The sequence below is a fragment of the Pseudoalteromonas sp. AWM4_233 genome, from assembly GCF_056158285.1.
This window is the reverse complement of record NZ_JBSWSZ010000001.1, coordinates 1,679,245-1,701,081: the sequence shown is the minus strand read 5'-3', so window position 1 is coordinate 1,701,081 and position 21,837 is coordinate 1,679,245. Positions and strand designations below refer to the sequence as shown.

The following is a 21,837-nucleotide window of genomic DNA, read 5'->3' as shown; positions in this document are numbered from 1 at the left end:
GATTATTTGACACCTTTTAAATTTATTAATTTTCAATATTCCTAATTTATTTTACTTCTCACTTGTTTTACATAGAATCGTCCTCACTTCGTTAAAAAGATAATTGATTAGGAATACCTCATGAGTGATGCAAAACACTGTAAACTTTTAATTTTAGGCTCAGGTCCTGCAGGTTATACTGCTGCTGTTTATGCTGCGCGCGCAAATTTAAACCCTGTACTAATTACTGGTATGCAGCAAGGTGGTCAGCTAACAACAACGACTGAAGTTGAGAATTGGCCTGGTGACGCACACGGTTTAACTGGTCCTGCATTGATGGATCGTATGAAAGAACATGCAGAACGTTTTGAAACTGAGATCGTTTTCGACCATATCAACAAAGTAGATGTTACAAAGCGTCCATTTACGCTAACAGGCGATCAAGGTACATACACTTGTGATGCACTTATCATTGCTACTGGCGCTTCTGCTAAGTATTTAGGCCTTGAATCTGAAACAGCCTTCCAAGGTCGTGGTGTTTCTGCATGTGCTACATGTGATGGGTTCTTCTACCGCGGACAAAAAGTAGCGGTTGTTGGTGGTGGTAACACTGCAGTTGAAGAAGCTCTTTATCTTTCTAACATTGCTGATGAAGTTCATGTTATTCACCGTCGCGACTCATTCCGCAGTGAAAAGATTTTATCTGACCGTTTAATGGAAAAAGCGAAAAACGGCAACGTGACGCTTCATTTCAATCGTACTTTAGATGAAGTGATTGGTGACGAAATGGGTGTAACTGGCATCAAAATTAAAGATACTGACTCAGATAATATTGAGCAGCTTGATTTAGCGGGTGTGTTCATCGCAATCGGTCACAAACCAAACACAGATATGTTCGAAGGCCAACTTGAAATGAAAGATGGCTATTTAGTAGTTCAGTCAGGTTTAAATGGTAATGCAACACAAACTTCTGTAGAAGGTGTGTTTGCAGCTGGTGATGTATCTGATCACATCTATCGTCAGGCAATTACCTCTGCTGGCACAGGCTGTATGGCGGCACTTGATGCTGAACGCTTCTTAGACAACCAATAAATTTTAGATCTGGAGGGTTGTTTAACCCTCCGCTTTCACTTTAAGATGTTTTTCATTAAAAATACGATTAATTTCTTAAATGACACCACGCCTATATCAGCTATCAGCTGAAACAATTGATTTTCCTTCACCAACTTTGGCCCTAAATGAACCTGATGGCTTACTTGCTATCGGAGGCTGTCTTTCGCCAGCAAGACTCAACCTTGCATATCAGTCAGGTATTTTCCCTTGGTTTAATGAAAAAGAGCCCATCATGTGGTGGTCTCCAAATAACAGAGGTGTGATTGAACTGAATGATTTCCATATCAGTCGTTCATTAAAGAAAGTAGCAAGAAGAACAAAACCTAAAGTCACTGTTAATAAAGCATTTGAAACTGTCATAAATGCCTGTAGAGAACAGAGGTTACATGCAGAAGGTACCTGGATAAACCATCAGATGCTGGCTGCCTACAGTCATATGCATTCGTTAGGTTTTGCACATAGCCTCGAAGTCTGGGATCAAAACAATAGTCTGATGGGTGGTCTTTATGGGGTTATGAACTCTGGTGTTTTCTGTGGAGAGTCTATGTTTTTTAATCAACCAAACGGCTCAAAGTTAGCCATGTGGGCGTTAGTTAATTGGCTTAAAAAACACAACGCCCATTTTGTAGATTGTCAGTTGGAAAACCCCTATTTAACCACTTTAGGTGCAAAATTAATTTCAAGGTCTGAGTTTTTAGCTAAACTTAAATTAGCACAAAGCTTTGAAATACCCAACTCGATGTGGAAACCACAGGTATTGGAAGAGATTTATGACTGAACATTTTCCTTCAAAGATTGGATTAAGCCAACAGTTTGATTGCAGTTATTTACCTGACAAACAAGAACAACTACTCGTAATTCTTGATAGCCAATGCTACAACGCAGCACGGTTTCAAGACTTATTAGAATTAGGATTCAGACGAAGCGGAGATCAAATTTATCGCCCTCATTGTCCTAGTTGTCATGCCTGTGAGTCGATGCGCCTTCCTGTTAAAGATTTTGTGTTATCAAAATCACAAAAGCGAAAACTAAAAGCAGCGAAAAACAAGTTCCATATTAAAGTGAGTGATAAAGAGCAATCAAATTATTACGCCTTATATGAAAACTATATTAATCAAAAGCATTATGACGGCACTATGTTCCCTCCAAACCGCTTACAATATGAAAGTTTTTTATTTTGTAATTGGTTACCTGTCACCTTTATTGAGTTGTGGGATCAAGATGAACTCATCGCCGTTGCTGTCACAGATACAATGCCAAACTCATTGTCTGCGATTTATACCTTTTATCACCCTGACTATGACAAGTTTAGTCTTGGTGTTGTGATGATATTGCTTCAAATAGAATTAGCACTCGATTCTGGTCTTGATTACGTCTATCTCGGTTATCAAATAGATGATTGCAGAAAGATGTCTTACAAGTCTCAATTTAAACCTGCAGAGCGTTTTATATCGGATGTTTGGCAACTGAAGCTGTAATTAAATTAACTAATTTCTCCCCTTACCTTTACTTATTGTGTGGTTTTCGGCAAAATCTGCTGCGTTAATCTAATCAAAGAGGTGTTACGCTACACATGGCGAAAGAAGACGTAATTGAAATGCAAGGCACAGTCCTTGATACTTTACCAAACACAATGTTCCGCGTTGAACTTGAAAACGGCCACGTAGTGGTTGCTCATATTTCTGGTAAAATGCGCAAAAACTACATTCGTATTTTAACAGGCGATAAAGTAACTGTTGAAATGACGCCATACGATTTAACTAAAGGTCGTATCGTTTTCCGCGCGCGTTAATTACGCCGTGATTGTAAAGCGTATTGGTTAAGTTCATTCGTTTTACTTTTGACTCATCATCGTGATTTAACTTGATGTGTTAAATAAAAAAGCCTAGCTTAGCTAGGCTTTTTTAATGGTCTCATGAAAATGGTGAGATTACACTTTCCCACTCTTAAGCTTCAGCCATTTCAACATCATATTGGAAATTTAGCTTATTGCTCTTCAGGCCCACTTTTACTGTGCCGCCTTCGGCTAACTTGCCAAAGAGGATTTCATTTGCAAGCGGCTTTTTCAATTGCTCTTGAATAACACGTGACATTGGTCTTGCACCCATTGCCTTGTCGTAACCAAGATCAGCTAACCACTCTCTGGCTGCTGTTGTAAGCTCAAGGTTCACAGATTTACGGTCAAGTTGCGCTTGAAGTTCAACTAAGAATTTATCTACAACTTGTAAAATGACATCTTTATCTAAATGGTTGAACCAAATTATATTGTCTAAGCGATTTCTAAATTCTGGTGTGAACACCTTATTAATCTCAACCATCGCATCGTGTGAATGGTCTTGCTGCGCAAATCCTATTGACTGACGAATGGTTTCTTGAACTCCCGCATTCGTGGTCATGACAAGTACTACATTTCTAAAGTCTGCTTTGCGTCCATTGTTGTCTGTTAACGTGCCATGGTCCATCACTTGTAGCAAAATGTTATAAATATCTGGGTGCGCTTTTTCAATCTCATCTAAAAGCACAACAGCATGAGGGTGTTTGATCACAGAATCAGTTAGCAAACCGCCCTGCTCATAACCTACGTAGCCTGGAGGCGCGCCGATTAACCGGCTAACCGCGTGACGTTCAGAGTACTCTGACATATCAAAACGAATGAACTCCACGCCCATACATTTTGCAAGTTGCTTTGTTACTTCTGTTTTACCAACACCGGTTGGACCTGCGAACAAGAAAGAACCAATTGGCTTGTCTTCATTTGAAAGACCTGAGCGAGACAATCTAATTGCAGACGTTAATGCATCGATTGATTGGTCTTGACCAAACACCAACATTTTTAAGTTTCTGTCTAAGTTTTTGAGTGTTTCTTTATCACTTGAAGATACACTCTGCTGCGGTATACGCGCAATTTTAGATACGATTTGCTCAATATCTGCAACATTGATGGTTTTCTTGCGTTTAGATATTGGTAGCAAACGTTGGTTTGCCCCCGCTTCATCTATCACATCAATGGCTTTATCTGGTAAGTGACGCTCGTTGATATACTTAGCACTCAATTCTGCAGCAGCACGGAGTGCTTTTTGGGTGTAACGAATACCATGGTGATCTTCGTAACGGTCTTTCAAGCCCATTAGAATCTTTGTGGTGTCTTCAACACTTGGTTCGAGAACATCTATCTTTTGGAAGCGACGCACAAGTGCTCTGTCCTTTTCAAATATATTCTTAAACTCGTTATAAGTTGTTGACCCCATACATCTTAATTGACCACTAGAAAGTAATGGTTTAATCAGATTTGAGGCATCCATCACACCGCCCGACGCAGCACCTGCGCCTATGATTGTATGGATCTCATCAATAAATAAAATCGAATGCGGTTTTGCTTGTAACTCTTTTAAAAGCGCTTTAAAACGCTTTTCAAAATCACCGCGATATTTAGTACCCGCTAACAAAGCGCCCATATCGAGTGAATAGACTACCGCATCGGAAATCACATCGGGTACTTGCTCATTTACGATTCTATAGGCAAGCCCTTCTGCAATTGCAGTTTTACCAACGCCAGCTTCGCCTACAAGTAAAGGGTTATTCTTTTTACGACGACATAAAACCTGTACAGTGCGTTCTACTTCTTGATCTCGGCCTACTAATGGGTCTAACTGGCCCGCTTGTGCCATCGCGTTCAGGTTAGTAGTGAAATTTTCAAGTTTAGTCTTCTCTTCACCTTGTATGTCATTTGAATCATCACTATTGATATCTTCGTGATCATCTTCATGATGCTCGTCATCTGACTTAGCCACACCGTGAGAAATGAAGTTCACTATGTCTAAGCGGCTAATATCACTTTTTTTCAGTAGATAGACAGCTTGACTTTCTTGTTCAGAAAAAATTGCGACTAATACGTTCACACCTGTAACTTCGGTGCGCCCAGATGATTGCACATGAAACACAGCTCTTTGTAAAACACGCTGAAAACCCAGTGTCGGCTGCGTTTCTCTATCATTTTCACTTTCTGGTAATAATGGTGTTGTTTCATCGATAAACTCAGAAAGCTCTCGTTTGAGCGTTTCTGTATCAACACCGCATGCGCCTAATGCTTCACCTGCTGATGGGTTATCTATCAATGCAAGTAATAAATGCTCAACAGTCATAAATTCGTGACGACGTGTTCTTGCCTCACGAAATGCTGCATTTAAGGTAATTTCAAGATCTTTGTTTAGCATAAGCAACCCCCAAACGAGATTTATATCGGTTATTCCTGCTCACAACTACATAGCAGTGGATGTTCATGGTCGCGAGCGTAACGATTTACTTGTTCCGCCTTAGTATGTGCAATATCGGAAGGATATAAGCCACATACTGCCTTTCCCTCGTGATGCACGCGCAGCATCACGTCAGTTGCTTTTTCGCTATCCATATTAAAAAACGTCATTAATACTTCGATTACAAAGTCCATTGGAGTGTAATCATCATTATTTAAAATGACTTTATACTTTCGAGGTGGGCTCAGCTTTTGCTTTTGCTTCTCTCTAACTGTATCGATTACACCAGAATCTTTAATACCACTCATAATAAAATATAGTCTTGTGTTGTTAACTCAAGCAAACTTGAATTGAAAAATAAATTTTTTGTTAAAAATTTGTCTAAAAGCCTTGACTGATTGCTCATTTAAACTACAGTCGTTATTAGATTGTCTAATCTATGGGCAGTCTAGCAAATTATAAAGTTTAGATTAACTAAATTAGTCAACTTATAGAAGGATGTGGAAGTATGGCTTGCGGAAAAGTCAAATGGTTCAATAACGCCAAAGGGTTTGGTTTCATCGTAGAAGACGGCAGTGAAGAAGATATCTTCGCCCATTACTCAACGATTGTGATGGATGGATACAAAACACTTAAAGCCGGTCAAGATGTAACCTTCGAGTTGCAACAAGGTCCAAAAGGGCTTCATGCAACGAACATCGCTCCTAGAGAGACTGAACTCGCTTGATGTTATTATCTCATTAATAAAGCGGGTTTTAACTCGCTTCACCCCCTTCTCATTTAATTTCTCTTTCCAACTTTAAATTTTTAAATTAGCCCATATATAAATTGCTTGTTAAACTAGTGTCTGTTTTCAGGCTTGTTAGTTATGCCTATTTGGGTTTACCCAATTACTTTGATTAACCTTTAAGATGTCACCGTCAATGGTGCATATAGACTTTTAGAGTAGTTATAACTATCAAACTTGCTATATAAAGTTGCCTTAGGCAACATAGCATTCCCATTGCGTTTTGATAGGCACTCTGTGCCCCTGATCTAGGAATGATAATGACATCTAAAATTATATATACAAAAACTGACGAAGCACCGGCTTTAGCTACATACTCGTTGCTTCCAATCATTCAAGCTTACACTAATGCTGCAGGCGTTGAAGTTGAAACTCGTGATATTTCACTTGCAGGTCGTGTAATTGCAAACTTCCCTGAGTTTTTAACTGAAGAGCAGCGCATTGGCGATGCACTTGCAGAACTTGGTGAATTAGCTAAAACACCAGAAGCTAATATCATCAAGCTTCCAAACATCTCTGCGTCAGTACCGCAATTAAAAGCAACAATCAAAGAGCTTCAAGAGAAAGGTTACGCACTACCTAACTACCCTGAAGAACCAAAGTCAGATGAAGAAGCTGCTATTAAAGCAACTTACGACAAAATCAAAGGTTCTGCGGTAAACCCAGTTTTACGTGAAGGAAACTCTGACCGTCGTGCGCCAGCTTCTGTAAAAGCATATGCGCGTAAAAACCCTCACTCAATGGGCGCATGGGCAACTGACTCACAATCGTATGTTGCTAGCATGGCTGATGGTGATTTCTTTGGTTCTGAGCTATCTACAACTGTAGAAAATGCAACTGACGTTCGCATCGAACACGTTGCAGAGAATGGTGAGATTACTGTACTTAAAGCAAGCACACCTCTACTTGCTGGTGAAATTATCGATGCATCACGCATGCGCGCAGCTGACTTACAATCTTTCCTAGAACAAGAAATCAATGCAGCTAAAGAGAAAGGCATTCTTTTCTCTCTACACATGAAAGCTACGATGATGAAAGTGTCTGATCCAATCATCTTCGGTCACGCTGTAAAAGTATTCTACAAAGATGTATTTGCTAAACATGGCGAATTATTTGAAGAGCTAGGTGTTGATGTTAACAATGGTCTTGGCGACGTTTACGCTAAAATCGCGCAATTAGACGATACAAAACGTGCTGAAGTTGAAGCTGACATTCAAGCGGTATACGCTGAGCGCCCAAGCATTGCTATGGTTGATTCTGATCGTGGTATCACAAACCTACACGTGCCAAGTGATGTAATTATCGATGCGTCTATGCCTGCCGCTATCCGTACAAGCGGTCAAATGTGGAATGCTGAAGGTAAACAACAAGACACTAGCTTTGTTATTCCAGACCGTTGTTACTCTGGTGTTTACCAAGCAACTATCGACTTCTGTAAGAAAAATGGTGCTTTCGACCCTCGTACTATGGGTACAATTCCTAACGTTGGTCTTATGGCTCAAAAAGCAGAAGAGTATGGTTCACACGATAAAACATTTGAAGCTGCTTCTGCTGGTACTATCAGAGTTGTTGATACTGACGGCAATGTTCTTCTTCAGCATGACGTTGCAGAAGGTGACATCTGGCGTATGTGTCAGGTTAAAGATGCGCCAATTAAAGATTGGGTTAAACTTGCTGTTAACCGTGCTCGCGCTACAAACACACCTGCTGTTTTCTGGTTGAATGAAGCTCGTGCGCACGATGCTCAGCTTATCAAAAAGGTAAATACATATCTTGCTGACCACGATACAGCTGGCCTTGAACTTCTCATCAAAGCACCAGTTGAAGCAACAGAATACTCTCTTGCTCGCATGAAAGAAGGTCAAGACACGATTTCAGTAACAGGTAACGTTTTACGTGACTACCTAACCGACTTATTCCCAATTCTTGAACTGGGCACAAGTGCGAAAATGCTTTCAATCGTTCCTCTAATGAACGGTGGTGGCTTATTCGAAACAGGTGCAGGTGGTTCTGCACCTAAGCACGTTCAACAGTTCGAAAAAGAAAACCACTTACGTTGGGATTCTTTAGGCGAGTTCTTAGCACTTGCGGCATCACTAGAGCACTTAAGCCAAGTGAATGGTAATGCTAAAGCACAAGTGCTTGCTGATACACTAGACGCAGCGACTGGTAAATTCCTAGATGAAAACAAGTCACCGTCTCGTAAAGTAAACGAACTTGATAACCGTGGTAGCCACTTCTACCTATCTCTGTACTGGGCACAAGCTCTTGCAGCTCAATCAGACGATGCTGAACTACAAGCGTTGTTCGCGCCAATCGCTGAAGAGTTAACAGCTCAAGAGCAAACAATTGTTGAAGAACTTAACGCTGCGCAAGGCGTAAGCAAAGATGTTGGCGGTTATTTCCAGCCAAATGACGAGCTTGCTTTTGCTGCTATGCGTCCTAGTGAAACTTTCAATGCAGTGCTAGCGAAACTAGCTTAATACTAATTTGAATGATTAAGGGCATCGTTTGATGCCCTTTTTTATAGGTATTTTACTTAGTAGCAAAGGTATAATTTGTTATTATGCACACATCAATGTTCTTACCTCTTATAACCAATGCAAAATCGCGCCCCTAACCGCAATAACAAAACATTCCAAAAAAAATCTCATAACAAAAAGCCATTTAATAAAAAACGCGTGGTAAAAGAAGCGCTTCCTGCAGATCAAGTTAAAATTGTCCTGTTTAATAAACCTTTTGATGTACTTTGCCAGTTCACCGATGATCAAAACCGTGCAACTTTAGCAGACTTCATAAAAGAAAAAGGTGTATATGCTGCAGGTCGGTTAGACCGAGACAGCGAAGGGTTATTACTCTTAACAAATTGCGGAAAATTACAATACACTCTAACGAATCCGAAAAAAGACACAGATAAAACCTACTGGGTGCAAGTTGAGGGTGTACCAAGCGATGAGTCAATTTATGCACTGAATAAAGGTGTCGAATTAAAAGATGGCCTTACAAAGCCTGCAAAAGTCAGAATTATTAATGAGCCAAATATTTGGCCTCGTAACCCTCCAATACGAGAACGCAAAAATATTCCGACTACTTGGCTTGAAATAACCATTTCTGAAGGAAAAAACCGCCAGGTTCGTAGAATGACAGCCCATATTGGCCACCCTACACTTCGCTTGATACGCTATCGTATTGGAAAATACACTCTTGATGGCATTCATAATGGCGAATACAAAGTGCTTTAGCGTTAAACGCTAACTTGGGATTCAGCCTCTTAAAATATCGTGCTATACTCACGCCTTTCAAAAATCATAGAGATTAACAGCAAAAAATATGAGCGATAATAGTCAGATTAAAGTCATCGTTGGTATGTCCGGCGGTGTAGATTCTTCAGTTTCAGCTTACTTATTAAAACAACAAGGCTATCAGGTAGAAGGCCTGTTCATGAAGAACTGGGAAGAAGATGACAATGACGAATATTGTGCTGCTGCTGAAGATCTTAAAGATGCACAAGCTGTCTGCGATAAGTTAGGTATTGAACTTCATACCGTAAACTTTGCAGCTGAGTACTGGGACAACGTTTTTGAGTATTTCTTAGAGGAATACAAAGCGGGCCGCACGCCAAATCCAGACATCATGTGTAATAAAGAAATCAAATTCAAAGCTTTCTTAGAATTCGCTGCACAAGCACTCGGTGCAGATTACATTGCAACAGGTCACTATGTTCGTCGTGAAGAGCGCGATGGTAAATTTGTGATGCAACGTGGCCTTGATGACAACAAAGATCAAAGCTACTTCCTTTATACACTTAGCCATGAGCATATTGCACAAACACTATTCCCTGTAGGTCAAGTTGAAAAGCCTGAAGTACGTCGTATTGCTGAAGAGCAAGGGTTAATTACGCACGACAAAAAAGACAGTACCGGTATCTGCTTTATTGGTGAACGCAAGTTCAAAGACTTCCTGCAAAAATTCTTACCTGCGCAACCAGGTAAAATTGAAGACACTGATGGCCATGAAGTGGGTGAGCATGAAGGTTTGATGTACCACACGCTTGGTCAAAGAAAAGGCTTATTAATTGGTGGCATGAAAGAAGGCAGCGGTGAACCTTGGTATGTCGTTGATAAAGACGTAGAGCGTAACGTCTTAATTGTTGGTCAAGGCAAAAACCACCCTCGCCTATTTAGTAATGGCCTAAACGCAAATCAATTACACTGGGTTGATCGAGTTGGACCAAAAGGCACAACACGTTGCACAGTAAAAACTCGTTACAGACAAACTGACATTCCATGTACTTTGTTGGTTGGTGAAGACGGTATGGCAAGAGTTTTATTTGACGAGCCTCAAAAAGCAGTAACCCCTGGTCAATCAGCTGTATTTTATGCTGACGACGTCTGCTTAGGTGGCGGTATCATCGACTCGGTGATCAAATAATGTCGACAAGTTATGTTTTACCGCTGGCGGCTATGTGCCAGATCAGCAAACTTGTGCAAAAAACAGCAAAATACGGCCAGTTTAATGAAGCTGAAGTCAGTACTTTTCTAAAAAGTATTGTTAACCTAAGTCCTGCTCAGCCAGAAGACGTTTATGACGATAAATGGGTTATCAAAGACGGTTATAAAACGCTTATTCAACAACTTTCTCCTGAAGGCGAAAAAGATGTTGAATTGGTTAAATATGTTGGCAGTTTGATGCAATTAGAACGTGCACTTTCGGCTAATCCTAAAGCGTTAGATGAACTGGCAAGCCGTTTAAAGCAAGTCGAAAGACAACTATTACATTTTGATATTTGTGACAGCACCATAGTTGCTGCTTTTGCTGATATCTACAGCCAAGTACTGAGTCCCCTTGGACAAAAAATTCAGGTATTTGGTCAACCAGATTTATTAAAACAACCAAGTTACCAACATAAGATCCGAGCGCTTTTATTAGCTGGCATTCGTAGTGCCGTGCTTTGGCGCCAACTTGGTGGTAAGCGACGTCAATTTTTCTTTGGCAAAAAGAAAATTATCGAAATCGCTAAAAATAGTATTTAAAGAAATCGTTCAAACAAACCAATTAGTTTAGGAGAAATTATGGAGCTTTCAGCGTTAACCGCTATCTCTCCAGTGGATGGCCGCTATGGTAGTAAAACTACTGAATTGCGTGGCATTTTCAGTGAGTTCGGCCTTATCAAGTACCGCGTAACTGTTGAAGTACGTTGGTTACAAGCCCTAGCTAAAGCACAAGGTATTGATGAAGTACCAGCTTTCAGTGACGAAGCAAATGCGCTTTTAGACAGCATTGTTGACAACTTTAGTGAAGCAGATGCTGCGCGCGTTAAAGAAATCGAGCGTACAACGAACCATGACGTTAAAGCGGTTGAGTATCTTCTAAAAGAGAAAGTTGCAGATAATGCAGAATTAAATGCAATCAATGAATTCATTCACTTTGCATGTACATCTGAAGACATCAATAACCTGTCTCACGGTTTAATGTTAGCAGAAGCGCGTGACAAAGTACTTTTACCATACTGTGATGAGCTACTTGCCGCAATCAAAGCAAAAGCTGTTGAGTACAAAAGCGTACCTATGATGACTCGTACACACGGTCAACCAGCTTCTCCTTCAACTATGGGTAAAGAATTTGCAAACGTGTATGTTCGTTTACAGCGTCAACGTCAGCAAATCGCAAACGTAGAGTTACTAGGCAAAATCAATGGTGCTGTAGGTAACTACAACGCGCACTTAAGCGCGTACCCTGATTACGACTGGCATGCACATGCAGAGCAATTCGTAACTAGCCTTGGCTTAACTTGGAATGCATTCACAACCCAAATCGAACCTCACGATTACATTGCTGAGCTATTCGATGCAATCGCGCGTTTCAACACGATTTTATTAGACTTCGACCGTGACGTTTGGGGCTACATTGCACTAAATCACTTCAAGCAAAAAACTGTCGCTGGTGAGATTGGTTCATCAACTATGCCGCACAAAGTTAACCCTATCGACTTTGAAAACTCAGAAGGTAACCTAGGCCTAGCTAATGCAATTTTTGCACACTTAGCACAAAAACTTCCAGTATCTCGCTGGCAGCGTGACCTAACTGATTCAACAGTTCTTCGTAACCTTGGCGTTGGTATGGGCTATACACTAATTGCGTACCAAGCAACCTTAAAAGGTGTTAGCAAACTAGAAGTAAACGCTGATCGACTTCTTGAAGAGCTAGATCAAAACTGGGAACTGCTTGCAGAACCAATTCAAACAGTTATGCGCAAATACGGTATCGAAAAGCCTTACGAGAAGCTTAAAGAGCTAACGCGTGGTAAACGTGTAAACCAAGAAATCATGGCTGATTTTATTGATGGTTTAGAATTACCAGATACTGTAAAAGCTGAAATGAAGCTAATGACACCGGCTAATTACATCGGCCGTGCTGAAGCATTCATTGACGAATTAGTGTAATTACACACAAATTTAGTTTATAAAGCGAAAGGGTTTCCTTTCGCTTTTTTTATGGAAAAAATATGTTTGATTTAAAAATTAACGCATTAACTCAAGCCGAGTTTCTGAAAGAATATTGGCAAAAAAAGCCGTTATTAATCAAAAGTGGTTTTACTGATTTCGAAGATCCGATTGAGCCAGAAGAATTAGCGGGTCTTGCCATGGAAGATGACATTGAGTCTCGCCTTATCACAAACCATAACGATAAATGGGAATCTTACCATGGCCCATTCGAAGACTTTTCATTATTAACAGAAGCTAATAGTACCCTACTTGTTCAAGCAGTAGACCACTGGCACCCTATTGCTGCTGAATTGTTGGAGCCATTTCGATTTATTCCTAACTGGCGAATTGATGACTTGATGATCAGCTATTCAACGCCTGGCGGCGGTGTTGGACCTCATCTAGATCAGTATGATGTGTTCATTATTCAAGGTGAAGGTAAAAGACATTGGCGAGTAGGTATGCCTGACCCAAACCTGAAAGAGTTTGCACAAAATAAGAGTCTCCTGCAAGTTGAACAATTCAATGCAATCATTGACGAGGTCCTTGAACCTGGTGACATTCTTTATATCCCACCAGGTTGCCCACACGAAGGCTATGCTGTTAAGAATGCATTAAACTACTCTGTTGGTTTTAGAGCGCCTGACACGAAGGATTTCTTAAGTAATTTTGCCGATTATTTGATTGATAATGAGCTTGGTAAAACGCGCTATTCAGACAAAACACTTACACTCAGAGAGTCACCTGGCGAACTCAATACTGGCGAAGTTGAAAAAATACAATCTCTCATGCTTGATGCGATTCAAGACAAAGAAGTAATCAAGCGTTGGCTTGGTAATTATTTAAGCCAGCCTAAACATGATATGGATTTGCTACCATTAGATGAACCTGTCTCATCAGATGAGTTAGCTAACTACTTATCATCACATGTAATTAACAGAGCGGGTGGTGTTAGAACCTTTTATCAATTGTTTGAAGACTCGATACTTCTAAGTATAAACAGTGAAACTTTCTCACTACCAATCAACATGTTAGATGCGGCCAAGTTACTCACAGACTTAACCTATTTTGAAGCTAGCAAAATTATTCCTTCAGTCACATGTTTGGAGTTTGCTGAAATGTTAACTAAGCTTATCAATGAAGGTTACTATTTTATCCAACAAGAAGAATAAAGATCCTGTATGTGCAAGCAAGCCTGACAATTAATTACTTTGAGTGCCTAGGCTTGCACATTTGATTTGAATCTTACTGGAGGACACATGGTTTACCATGTAACTAAAGTTAATTGGTTTGAGCATCAAACGCTATTAACTGAGCTAAGAGAAAAAGTGTTTGTTTATGAACTAAACTTACCTAAGAAAGTTGAGTTTGATTCACTCGATAAAAAATCTGAACACGCAATCATTTACGATGACTGTGATACACCCGTTGGAACCGGTAGGTTATGCCCTAATGGCTTGATTAGTCGCGTTGCTATTATTAGCCAGCATAGGAACAAAGACGCCTTTTATTCTATTCTAAATTACTTAGTTGTTATTGCGAAAGAAAAAGGCTTGAATAATATTTTCATTAATTCGGTACTTGATGAGGTGCCTGCTTTTGTTGAATATGGTTTTTCAAAAAAAGGAGGGGTATTCATGGAGGCAGGAATACCAAGGCAGCAGTTATGCTGCCCTGTAAATGACTTCAATGCAGAACCTTTTACGATGCTACATTAGCCCAAAGCTGTTCGTTCTCAAATAACTCGTATAAGCCATGTGCTCTGTTAACAAGCAAGTTTGCGAAATCTACTTGAGTCTTGTCGATAGGTTTACTTGCCATAATCCCATCAGCCTTCAGTTGCCACTGAAATGAAAAGTGACGTAACACATCTCTTGCATTTTCTGCTGCACTAACTTGTACTGCATCGGTAGGTAAACGACCTGTGATAACCCAATAGGTGTTGCCATCATTGCCCTTTATTTTCCAAACGGCGCACAGTGGTGGAAGAATCCTACATTCCTTCTCTAAAATGCTAACAGGAAGCACACCTTTGTCTGCTAAAAACTTTTGTGCATTACCTAAACATTCTTTTTGCCATTGATTAACTTGCGCTTCAGTCAGTTCAACCGGTATTTTCTTTTCTTCAGACATGTCGTTTTCTCATAATTTTTCTTGCTGTCACTCTACTTCCTAACAACATCTTGTCAACATATGCGGGCACAAAATTTTATTTATTGATTTAGTTGCACAAAAAGCATTCATTGCGGAGCTTGTCTATCATCAAATTATAATACTTCTTGCAGCCAAACTTTGATTCTTAACCGTTGCCTAACACCTTTGCTGGATCAGTTTTTGTTGCTTGCCAAGCAGGATAAATACTGGCTAAAAGTGCGAGTATTAACGTTACGCCTAAAGTGATAGCAATGTCGGTCCAGATCAATTTTGATGGAAGAAACTCAACAAAATAGACGCCTGAAAGTGGATTTTGTGTTCCCTCACCATAAAACCAGACAAATAATTCAGGCAAATAGAGAGATATTAAAACACCTAGCGCACTGCCAACTAGTGAACCTAGCAACGCATTACCAACACCTTTAAAAGCAAAAGTAGAAAAAATAGTACTGTCTTTGGCGCCCATTGTTTTAAGTATTGCGATATCCGACTGCTTATCTTTAACTTCCATCACCATAGACGAAACGATATTAAAACTTGCTACAGCAATAATCAAAATAACCACTAGAAATACAATAGTACGAACCATTTGAATATCTTGATACAAACTGCCTTGCGTTCTAAACCAGCTATTTACATACACTAAATCCGGTAAGCTTCTGCCTGCGGACATAGCAATAGTATGAGCTTCAAATACGTCCGTCACTTTGACTCTCAAGCTTGTGACTTGGTCTGGTTTTAGACTGAGTGATGCTTGTAAAGACTCTAAGCTAATCAGCGCCATTGACTGATCTATCGGGCCGCCCATTTTAACCAAACCGGCCAACGTCACTTTTAGTCGTTTAGGTGCTGACAACATTGACTTCGCATTTTTATTAGCGATTAATAAAGTAAAACTATCACCAATCGAAAGGTTTAGGCTTGCAGCAATTTGAGCACCTAAAATCACTTCATTTTGTGCCAAGTTCTTTATACTGACATCTTTTATAAACTCACCGACGCTTGATACATCTTCATGTGAATGAACATCAATACCCTTTATTTGAGCCGCTTTTAACTTACCTTTAAATTGAGCCATACCAGTCACGTTTATTTCAGGTACAGCTGCAACAACACCCTGTTGTTGCTCTAGAATATGTATCTTTGATTGCCAATCATTGATTGGATCATAAGGTGCATCATAGGTGACATGAGACACAACAGATAAAAGCCGCTTTTCAAGTTGCTCTTCAAAGCCATTAATGACCGACAAGGCCACGATTAACACACTCACCCCAAGTAAAACGCCTATAGTAGACGCTTTGTTTAGGATTGAAGCGAAACCCTTCTGCCTAGATTGACTAAAGCGCTTTGATAAAAACAGGCTAAGCATGACTAACCTCAGTTAACACACCGTCATTTAACTGCACACTTCGGCCAAGTTTTTCTGCAAGCTCCAAGTCGTGTGTAACAATGACAAAACTAGTCTGAAGTTGTTGGTTAAGCTCATTTAACAAATCATAAATTTTAATGGCATTTTGTTTATCTAGATTACCAGTTGGCTCATCAGCTAAAACTAATGCAGGTTTTGTAACGAGTGCGCGAGCGATAGCCACGCGTTGACGCTCACCACCTGATAACTCAGATGGTTTATGTTCAGCTCTATGCTCTAATCCCACCTTCTCTAGCATACTAAGTGCTTCAGAATGTGCACTATTTACTTTGACACCTTGTATTAGAAGTGGCATAGCAACATTTTCAAGTGCAGTAAATTCCATCAATAGATGGTGAAATTGGTAGATAAACCCCATGTGTTTATTTCTAAATTCAGCTTGCTGATTTCTTGATAGCTCCGCAACATTTGTGCTTTTAATTTTTGCATGCCCAGTTGTTGCATGATCTAGGGTGCCAAGAATATGTAATAAGGTACTCTTACCCGATCCAGAGCTGCCAACTATTGCAAGCATTTGTCCTTGCTCTAGCTGTAAGTTTACACCTTTCAACACTTCGACTTTGTTCTTCCCATCTTGGTAAACTTTGCCTAAGTTTTGACAATCAATTACTAAATTACTCATATCTTAAAACCTCAGCAGGCATTACTTTCGCAGCTTGTTTGGCTGGATAAAGGGTAGCTATAAAACTTAATAAAACACTCAATGTGGCCATGATAATTAGACCTGTGACTTCAAACTTAACGGGTAAGATCATCCCACCTAATAAAGACAAGCCGACCATTGACATCACTTCATTGATATAATTTGCCAGTAATAAACCAGCAAATAACCCCAATAAAGTACCGATAACACCATTATAAAGTCCTTGAACCATAAACACTTTCGATATCATAGCCGGTGTAAAACCTAAGGTTTGCAATATGGCTACTTCACCTTGCTTTTCTTTGACCATCATTGAAAGACCCGAAATAATATTGAAAATCGCGACTAAGACAATGAGCCCTAGCAACAAAGACATTACTCTTTTTTCCATTGCAACGGCTGCAAACAAAGCCCCCTGCTGTACTTGCCAGTCAATATTTGTGTAATTAGAGGTATCTAGACTAGAAAGCTCTTTATAAAAGTCTTCAAGAGAAAAAGCATCATGTAGTGAAATACTAATATCTAATTGAGATTCCGACTTTTTCCTCATTAATCTAGCTAGACTTTGACCATTTGCGAAGGCAAGTTGTGTATCAGCTTCACTTCTTGAATTGTAAATAAGGGCCACAGTAAATAGTCTCTGTGCAGGCACTCTACCCATGGGCGAGTAGGTTGTGACTTCAGGCATTATTACTCTAATTTGGCTACCGACCTGAGCTTTTAAACTATTTGCCAAGTAACGACTAATGGCTAATTGATACTTACCTGATTGAAATTGCTTGATACTGCCTGACTCAATATGACTCTCTAACTGCGAGGTCCCGCCTTCAAAAACACCCTGTAATCTAACGCCTAAAAGTTCTTCATTAGTTTGAAGTATGACATCTGATGTGAGATAAGATTGTACTCGCTTAACCGTGCTTAAATCGGCTAATTGCGCCTTTAGATTATTAGAGGCCTTTATTTCATCTTCAGGCTTTAGCTGCACATGGGGGATCATATCCAGCATGGCATTTTTTAGTGTTTGCTCAAAGCCATTCATGACAGAGCTCACTGTGATCAAGGACATAAGTCCTAATGTGATACCTGCAATAGAAAAAAAAGAAATGAATGAAATAAACGCATTTCCTTTGCTCGCTTTGGCATACCGAAGCCCAACAAAAAGGCTAACTGGTTGAAACATATGCAATAAATTCAACTTTCATATTAGACATGCCTGCATACTACCACAAAGTAACATTACATATATAAATACTAACTTGTAAAAAAGTTTGTAAATCCGATAGTTAAAAAGAAAATTTGGTGTAAAATGCGTGAAATCTCGCGGTATGGAAGTTCTATGTTATCTCTATCTCGATATAAGCATATGAATTTAAAGGGCGATTTATTTGGTGGTGTGACCACTGCCATAATATCTCTCCCGCTTGCCCTCGCGTTTGGTGTTGCTTCAGGAGCCGGTGCTGAAGCAGGTATGTGGGGTGCAATTTTAGTCGGTCTTTTCGCTGCCTTGTTTGGTGGTTCTACTTCCCTGATTTCTGAGCCAACTGGTCCAATGACGGTTATTATGACCGCAGTTTTGACCGCAATGATGGCTAAATATCCTGAATCTGGCCTGGCTATGGGCTTCACAGTTGTGATGATGGCCGGTGCTTTTCAAGTGTTACTTGGTACCTTAAAGCTCGGTAAATACGTAACACTAATGCCCTACTCTGTTATCTCTGGATTTATGTCAGGTATTGGCGTTATCCTGATCATATTACAGCTTGCGCCTTTATTAGGCCACCAAGCTCCCGCAGGTGGTGTAACAGGTACTTTAGGTCAGCTCCCTGAACTTCTATTAAATATTCAGTTTTCAGAGTTGTTATTAGGTGCGGCCACATTAGCAATATTGTTTTATTTCCCTAAGAAATATCGCCAATATGTGCCAGCTCAATTAGTCGCACTCGTTGCAGTGACCTTAGTTTCAGTAATCATTTTTGATACTGATAGCATTCGTAGGATCGGTGAGATACCAAGTGGCCTACCCTCTATCGTTATCCCGACTTTTACTGCTGACCAATTCCAATCAATGGTAATCGATGCCCTAGTGCTGGGGACTCTGGGTTGCATTGATACCTTATTAACTGCCGTTATAGGCGACAGCTTAACTCGAACTGAGCATGATTCTGATAAAGAGTTAAGAGGTCAAGGTGTTGCAAATATCATCTCTGGCTTATTTGGTGCGTTACCTGGTGCAGGTGCAACTATGGGCACAGTGGTAAATATCCAAGTCGGTGCACGTTCTCCTTTGGCGGGTATTTTCCGAGCGCTGATTTTAATGGCGGTTGTCTTTGTAGCCGGAGGCTTAACCGAACCAATTCCCTTGGCTGTTTTAGCGGGTATTGCCGTATATGTTGGTATAAATATTCTTGATTGGAGCTTTATTCAAAGAGCGCATAAATTAAGCATATCTCAAATGGCAATTATGTATGGTGTAATGTTACTCACTGTATTTGTAGATCTCATTGCAGCTGTAGGCTTAGGTGTCTTTATCTCAAATATCATGGTGATAGAGCGACTTAGCCGTGTACAATCAGAGCAAGTTAAAGCCATTAGTGACTCTGATGACGATGTTCCGATGAATAAATCAGAACAAGCATTATTTGAACAAGCGAACGGTCAACTGCTCTATTTTTACTTATCGGGTCCCATGATATTCAGTGTCTCTAAAGCCATTGCACGTCAACATCGCGATATAAGTAAATACAAAGCCATGGTTTTAGACTTAAGTGATGTGCCAATGCTTGATGTAACTGTGAGTCTAGCGCTTGAAAATGCGATTACTGATGCATTAGATGCAGACTGTAAAGTCTTTATCTTCTCGCCAAACTCAGAAACATCTGATCAACTCCATCGTTTTCAAATTAACGAAAAACTTGGTGAAAATGCATTTTGTAATTCTAGAATTGATGCATTAGAACGCGCGTTGGAATCAATGTAGATTCAATCGTTTTGGCACAAAGTAGACTCTTTGTGCCAAAACGACTTTCAAAAACCTCTTCTCTTATAAATTAAAATCAAAAACCTACTAACTGGCATTTGCTTTGCTTGTATAAGTCTTTGGAATATTAAATTACTGCACAAAACGAATTATTGACTTAATTGTTTATTAATTGTTGACGAAACCTACGTAAAATACGACAATAGGATTAATTTCGCTTTCAAAGTTTGTTGTAAGCAGTTTTTAAACTTGGAGAACAACTATATGAAGTTATCTTTATTAGCAATGTCGACGCTTTTTGCAACGCAATTTGCAATGGCTGGCAATTTAGTTACAAACGGCTCGTTTGAAGAAAATGTGATCAACTCTAAATGGACATTGTTGAATTCAGTTAACGGATGGGAGCGTGAAGGCGCACGTTTTGAAATTCAAACTTCAAGACTGGGCATCATTAATGCGCAAGACGGCAATCAGTACATTGAGTTAGACTCAACTGCTAACCACAGTGTATATCAAAATATTACCACTGAAGCTGGTCAAAGCTACGAAGTTTCTTTTTATTACTCTCCTCGTATCCAAGGTAATAGTTCAACAAACAAAGCAGAAGTTAAATGGAATGGTCAAACTGTACTAAGCCTTAATTCTACAACTCGCGGTTGGCAGTCATTTAACGTCACTGTAACTGCTGACTCTGATTCATCTGAGTTGCGTTTTGTTGGTACAGGCAAGAACGATAGCCTTGGCGCATTCATCGACAATGTAAGTGTGACTAAAAAGCAAGCATGCCACACAGGTATTTTCGGTATTAATAATTATGGCGACCTAGAAACAGGATACGTATACAAATTCGATCTTGAATCTAAAACGTACAGTGTTGTTGCTGGCGCACAAAACACAGCATCTAACATTGCTAGCCACAACGGCAAGCTATATTTCATGGAACAATTAGATTCAAAAACTAAAGCATCTAAGCTTTGGTCTTTAGATTTAGAAACAGGTACTCAAACCGCTGAAGCAGATGCTACTTCATGGCCTATCTATCGCTCTGCAGTTACCGCTGACGGTCAGTCTTTACGTGCAACCAGCAAAACATATATGTACGACTACGATCTACAAACTGGCGAGAAAACGGTTTTAGGTAAAATGCGCTATTCTGGTGACACATTCTCACACGGTGATGTTGCCTATTCTGCAGATAACAACACGCTATATGTGTTAACTGGCAAGTCTCTTTACGCGATTGATGACAGTACTATGGCGCTGACATTAATCGGCCATCACGGAATTAATTGGGCATCTGGTTTGGCAATTTCTGACAACGGTGCTCTATACGTATCAGGTCGTGTGTCAGGAGAAAACGCAAAAATTTACAGTGTAAATCCTCAAACAGCGGTTGCAACCTATGTGATGGATGCACCTGAACACATTAATGACTTAACGTTTGTAGACAACTACTGCAACTAAATATTCATTAGAAAATAGCCAGTTTTTACTGGCTATTTTTTTGCGCCAAATTTACCTTAAAATTCCTTTCAAAACCCTATCTATCGAGCATAGAGAGTTTGTTGATTACGTAAAAAGGCCCTAATTATCCTCAAAGGTTGATAAACTGCAACTTGCAGCTTTAACTTCAGTTCCACAAAGAAGCCTATCACTTTTGGCTCTGCTAACAGCAGTTTAAACTCCTCTAAACTTGGATCAGTTTCAACCTCTGTCTATTTGAAAAAAAACCTGAAACATTGTTTAAAAAGAAATCTACACCATCAGACTATAATCTTCAGAAAAACAAGGAGAATTTACAGATCTATTTTGTGTAAGTGCAAGCCGTTTTAATTAAGATTAGCCGCTGTCATTTAATTTGTTATCTACAGCTTAGGTTATTCAAGTTTGGGCTTAAAATTCTTAATTGGTTACTTTAATGAATTAATAAACATAAAAAAGCCCCAACAAATGTTAGGGCTGAATTATAAATTTTTATGTATAAGTGCTTTGTGATTAATACAAACTTGCT

The 21,837-nt window shown here is 39.7% G+C and carries 20 protein-coding genes; 14 read left to right on the top strand and 6 right to left on the bottom strand.

Annotated elements, in window-relative coordinates; genetic code table 11:
* Positions 1-120: 120 nt before the first annotated feature.
* The 4 genes from trxB to infA all read left to right on the top strand — a co-directional run bounded on the left by trxB (position 121) and on the right by infA (position 2,884).
* Positions 121-1,071 carry a thioredoxin-disulfide reductase gene (trxB, locus tag ACXAC4_RS07590; RefSeq protein WP_475160324.1) on the top strand — a complete coding sequence of 317 codons (951 nt, stop codon included), beginning with the start codon at positions 121-123 and terminating at the stop codon, positions 1,069-1,071.
* 79 nt (positions 1,072-1,150) lie between these two features.
* The gene (gene aat / locus ACXAC4_RS07585) at positions 1,151-1,870 is read left to right on the top strand and encodes a leucyl/phenylalanyl-tRNA--protein transferase (protein ID WP_475160323.1); all 720 of its coding nucleotides are present in this window, start codon (positions 1,151-1,153) and stop codon (positions 1,868-1,870) included.
* On the top strand, positions 1,863-2,570 hold the full coding sequence (locus tag ACXAC4_RS07580; protein WP_475160320.1) for an arginyltransferase: 708 nt from the start codon (positions 1,863-1,865) through the stop codon (positions 2,568-2,570). The genes aat and ACXAC4_RS07580 overlap by 8 nt, the downstream gene beginning before the upstream one ends.
* Before the next feature lie 95 nt (positions 2,571-2,665).
* Positions 2,666-2,884, top strand: a complete 219-nt coding sequence (gene infA / locus ACXAC4_RS07575; RefSeq protein ID WP_058029687.1) for a translation initiation factor IF-1 — start codon at positions 2,666-2,668, stop codon at positions 2,882-2,884.
* 154 nt (positions 2,885-3,038) lie between these two features.
* Here the strand turns inward: infA and clpA are convergent, their stop codons facing one another.
* Together clpA and clpS are read right to left on the bottom strand one after the other, a co-directional pair.
* A complete protein-coding gene (clpA, locus tag ACXAC4_RS07570; RefSeq protein WP_475160318.1) occupies positions 3,039-5,306 on the bottom strand; it encodes an ATP-dependent Clp protease ATP-binding subunit ClpA in 2,268 nt (755 codons plus the stop codon).
* Between the two features lie 29 nt (positions 5,307-5,335).
* Positions 5,336-5,653 carry an ATP-dependent Clp protease adapter ClpS gene (gene clpS, locus ACXAC4_RS07565; RefSeq protein ID WP_138482388.1) on the bottom strand — a complete coding sequence of 106 codons (318 nt, stop codon included), beginning with the start codon at positions 5,651-5,653 and terminating at the stop codon, positions 5,336-5,338.
* 200 nt (positions 5,654-5,853) lie between these two features.
* On the opposite strand from clpS, the gene cspD reads away from it, so the two are divergent.
* The 8 genes from cspD to ACXAC4_RS07525 all read left to right on the top strand — a co-directional run bounded on the left by cspD (position 5,854) and on the right by ACXAC4_RS07525 (position 14,335).
* Positions 5,854-6,072, top strand: coding sequence for a cold shock domain-containing protein CspD (gene cspD, locus ACXAC4_RS07560; RefSeq protein WP_138482390.1), 219 nt, complete (start codon positions 5,854-5,856; stop codon positions 6,070-6,072).
* A gap of 320 nt (positions 6,073-6,392) precedes the next feature.
* Positions 6,393-8,615, top strand: coding sequence for an NADP-dependent isocitrate dehydrogenase (locus ACXAC4_RS07555; protein WP_475160315.1), 2,223 nt, complete (start codon positions 6,393-6,395; stop codon positions 8,613-8,615).
* A gap of 117 nt (positions 8,616-8,732) precedes the next feature.
* Positions 8,733-9,374 carry a pseudouridine synthase gene (locus ACXAC4_RS07550; RefSeq protein WP_475160313.1) on the top strand — a complete coding sequence of 214 codons (642 nt, stop codon included), beginning with the start codon at positions 8,733-8,735 and terminating at the stop codon, positions 9,372-9,374.
* A gap of 88 nt (positions 9,375-9,462) precedes the next feature.
* Positions 9,463-10,563 (top strand): tRNA 2-thiouridine(34) synthase MnmA, encoded by a 1,101-nt coding sequence (gene mnmA, locus ACXAC4_RS07545; protein ID WP_058029681.1) that lies wholly within the window; start codon positions 9,463-9,465, stop codon positions 10,561-10,563.
* Entirely contained in the window at positions 10,563-11,165 is a 603-nt protein-coding gene (gene hflD, locus ACXAC4_RS07540) for a high frequency lysogenization protein HflD (RefSeq protein WP_475160310.1), read from the top strand. The genes mnmA and hflD overlap by 1 nt, the downstream gene beginning before the upstream one ends.
* A 39-nt stretch (positions 11,166-11,204) precedes the next feature.
* Positions 11,205-12,575, top strand: a complete 1,371-nt coding sequence (gene purB, locus ACXAC4_RS07535; protein ID WP_475160308.1) for an adenylosuccinate lyase — start codon at positions 11,205-11,207, stop codon at positions 12,573-12,575.
* A 62-nt stretch (positions 12,576-12,637) separates the two neighbouring features.
* On the top strand, positions 12,638-13,789 hold the full coding sequence (locus ACXAC4_RS07530) for a JmjC domain-containing protein (protein WP_475160306.1): 1,152 nt from the start codon (positions 12,638-12,640) through the stop codon (positions 13,787-13,789).
* An 87-nt stretch (positions 13,790-13,876) separates the two neighbouring features.
* A complete protein-coding gene (locus ACXAC4_RS07525; RefSeq protein WP_475160305.1) occupies positions 13,877-14,335 on the top strand; it encodes a GNAT family N-acetyltransferase in 459 nt (152 codons plus the stop codon).
* Here the strand turns inward: ACXAC4_RS07525 and ACXAC4_RS07520 are convergent.
* The 4 genes from ACXAC4_RS07520 to ACXAC4_RS07505 form a co-directional block, all read right to left on the bottom strand.
* Entirely contained in the window at positions 14,319-14,750 is a 432-nt protein-coding gene (locus ACXAC4_RS07520) for a DUF4826 family protein (RefSeq protein WP_475160303.1), read from the bottom strand. The two genes, ACXAC4_RS07525 and ACXAC4_RS07520, sit on opposite strands and share 17 nt — an antisense overlap.
* 166 nt (positions 14,751-14,916) lie before the next feature.
* The gene (locus ACXAC4_RS07515) at positions 14,917-16,143 is read right to left on the bottom strand and encodes a lipoprotein-releasing ABC transporter permease subunit (protein ID WP_475160301.1); all 1,227 of its coding nucleotides are present in this window, start codon (positions 16,141-16,143) and stop codon (positions 14,917-14,919) included.
* Positions 16,136-16,825 (bottom strand): lipoprotein-releasing ABC transporter ATP-binding protein LolD, encoded by a 690-nt coding sequence (gene lolD / locus ACXAC4_RS07510; protein WP_475160300.1) that lies wholly within the window; start codon positions 16,823-16,825, stop codon positions 16,136-16,138. The genes ACXAC4_RS07515 and lolD overlap by 8 nt, the downstream gene beginning before the upstream one ends.
* On the bottom strand, positions 16,818-18,029 hold the full coding sequence (locus ACXAC4_RS07505) for a lipoprotein-releasing ABC transporter permease subunit (protein ID WP_475160298.1): 1,212 nt from the start codon (positions 18,027-18,029) through the stop codon (positions 16,818-16,820). The genes lolD and ACXAC4_RS07505 overlap by 8 nt, the downstream gene beginning before the upstream one ends.
* A gap of 156 nt (positions 18,030-18,185) precedes the next feature.
* On the opposite strand from ACXAC4_RS07505, the gene ACXAC4_RS07500 reads away from it, so the two are divergent.
* The gene (locus ACXAC4_RS07500) at positions 18,186-19,826 is read left to right on the top strand and encodes a SulP family inorganic anion transporter (protein WP_475160296.1); all 1,641 of its coding nucleotides are present in this window, start codon (positions 18,186-18,188) and stop codon (positions 19,824-19,826) included.
* A gap of 264 nt (positions 19,827-20,090) precedes the next feature.
* Positions 20,091-21,290, top strand: coding sequence for a DUF642 domain-containing protein (locus ACXAC4_RS07495; protein ID WP_475160295.1), 1,200 nt, complete (start codon positions 20,091-20,093; stop codon positions 21,288-21,290).
* Positions 21,291-21,837 lie beyond the last annotated feature (547 nt).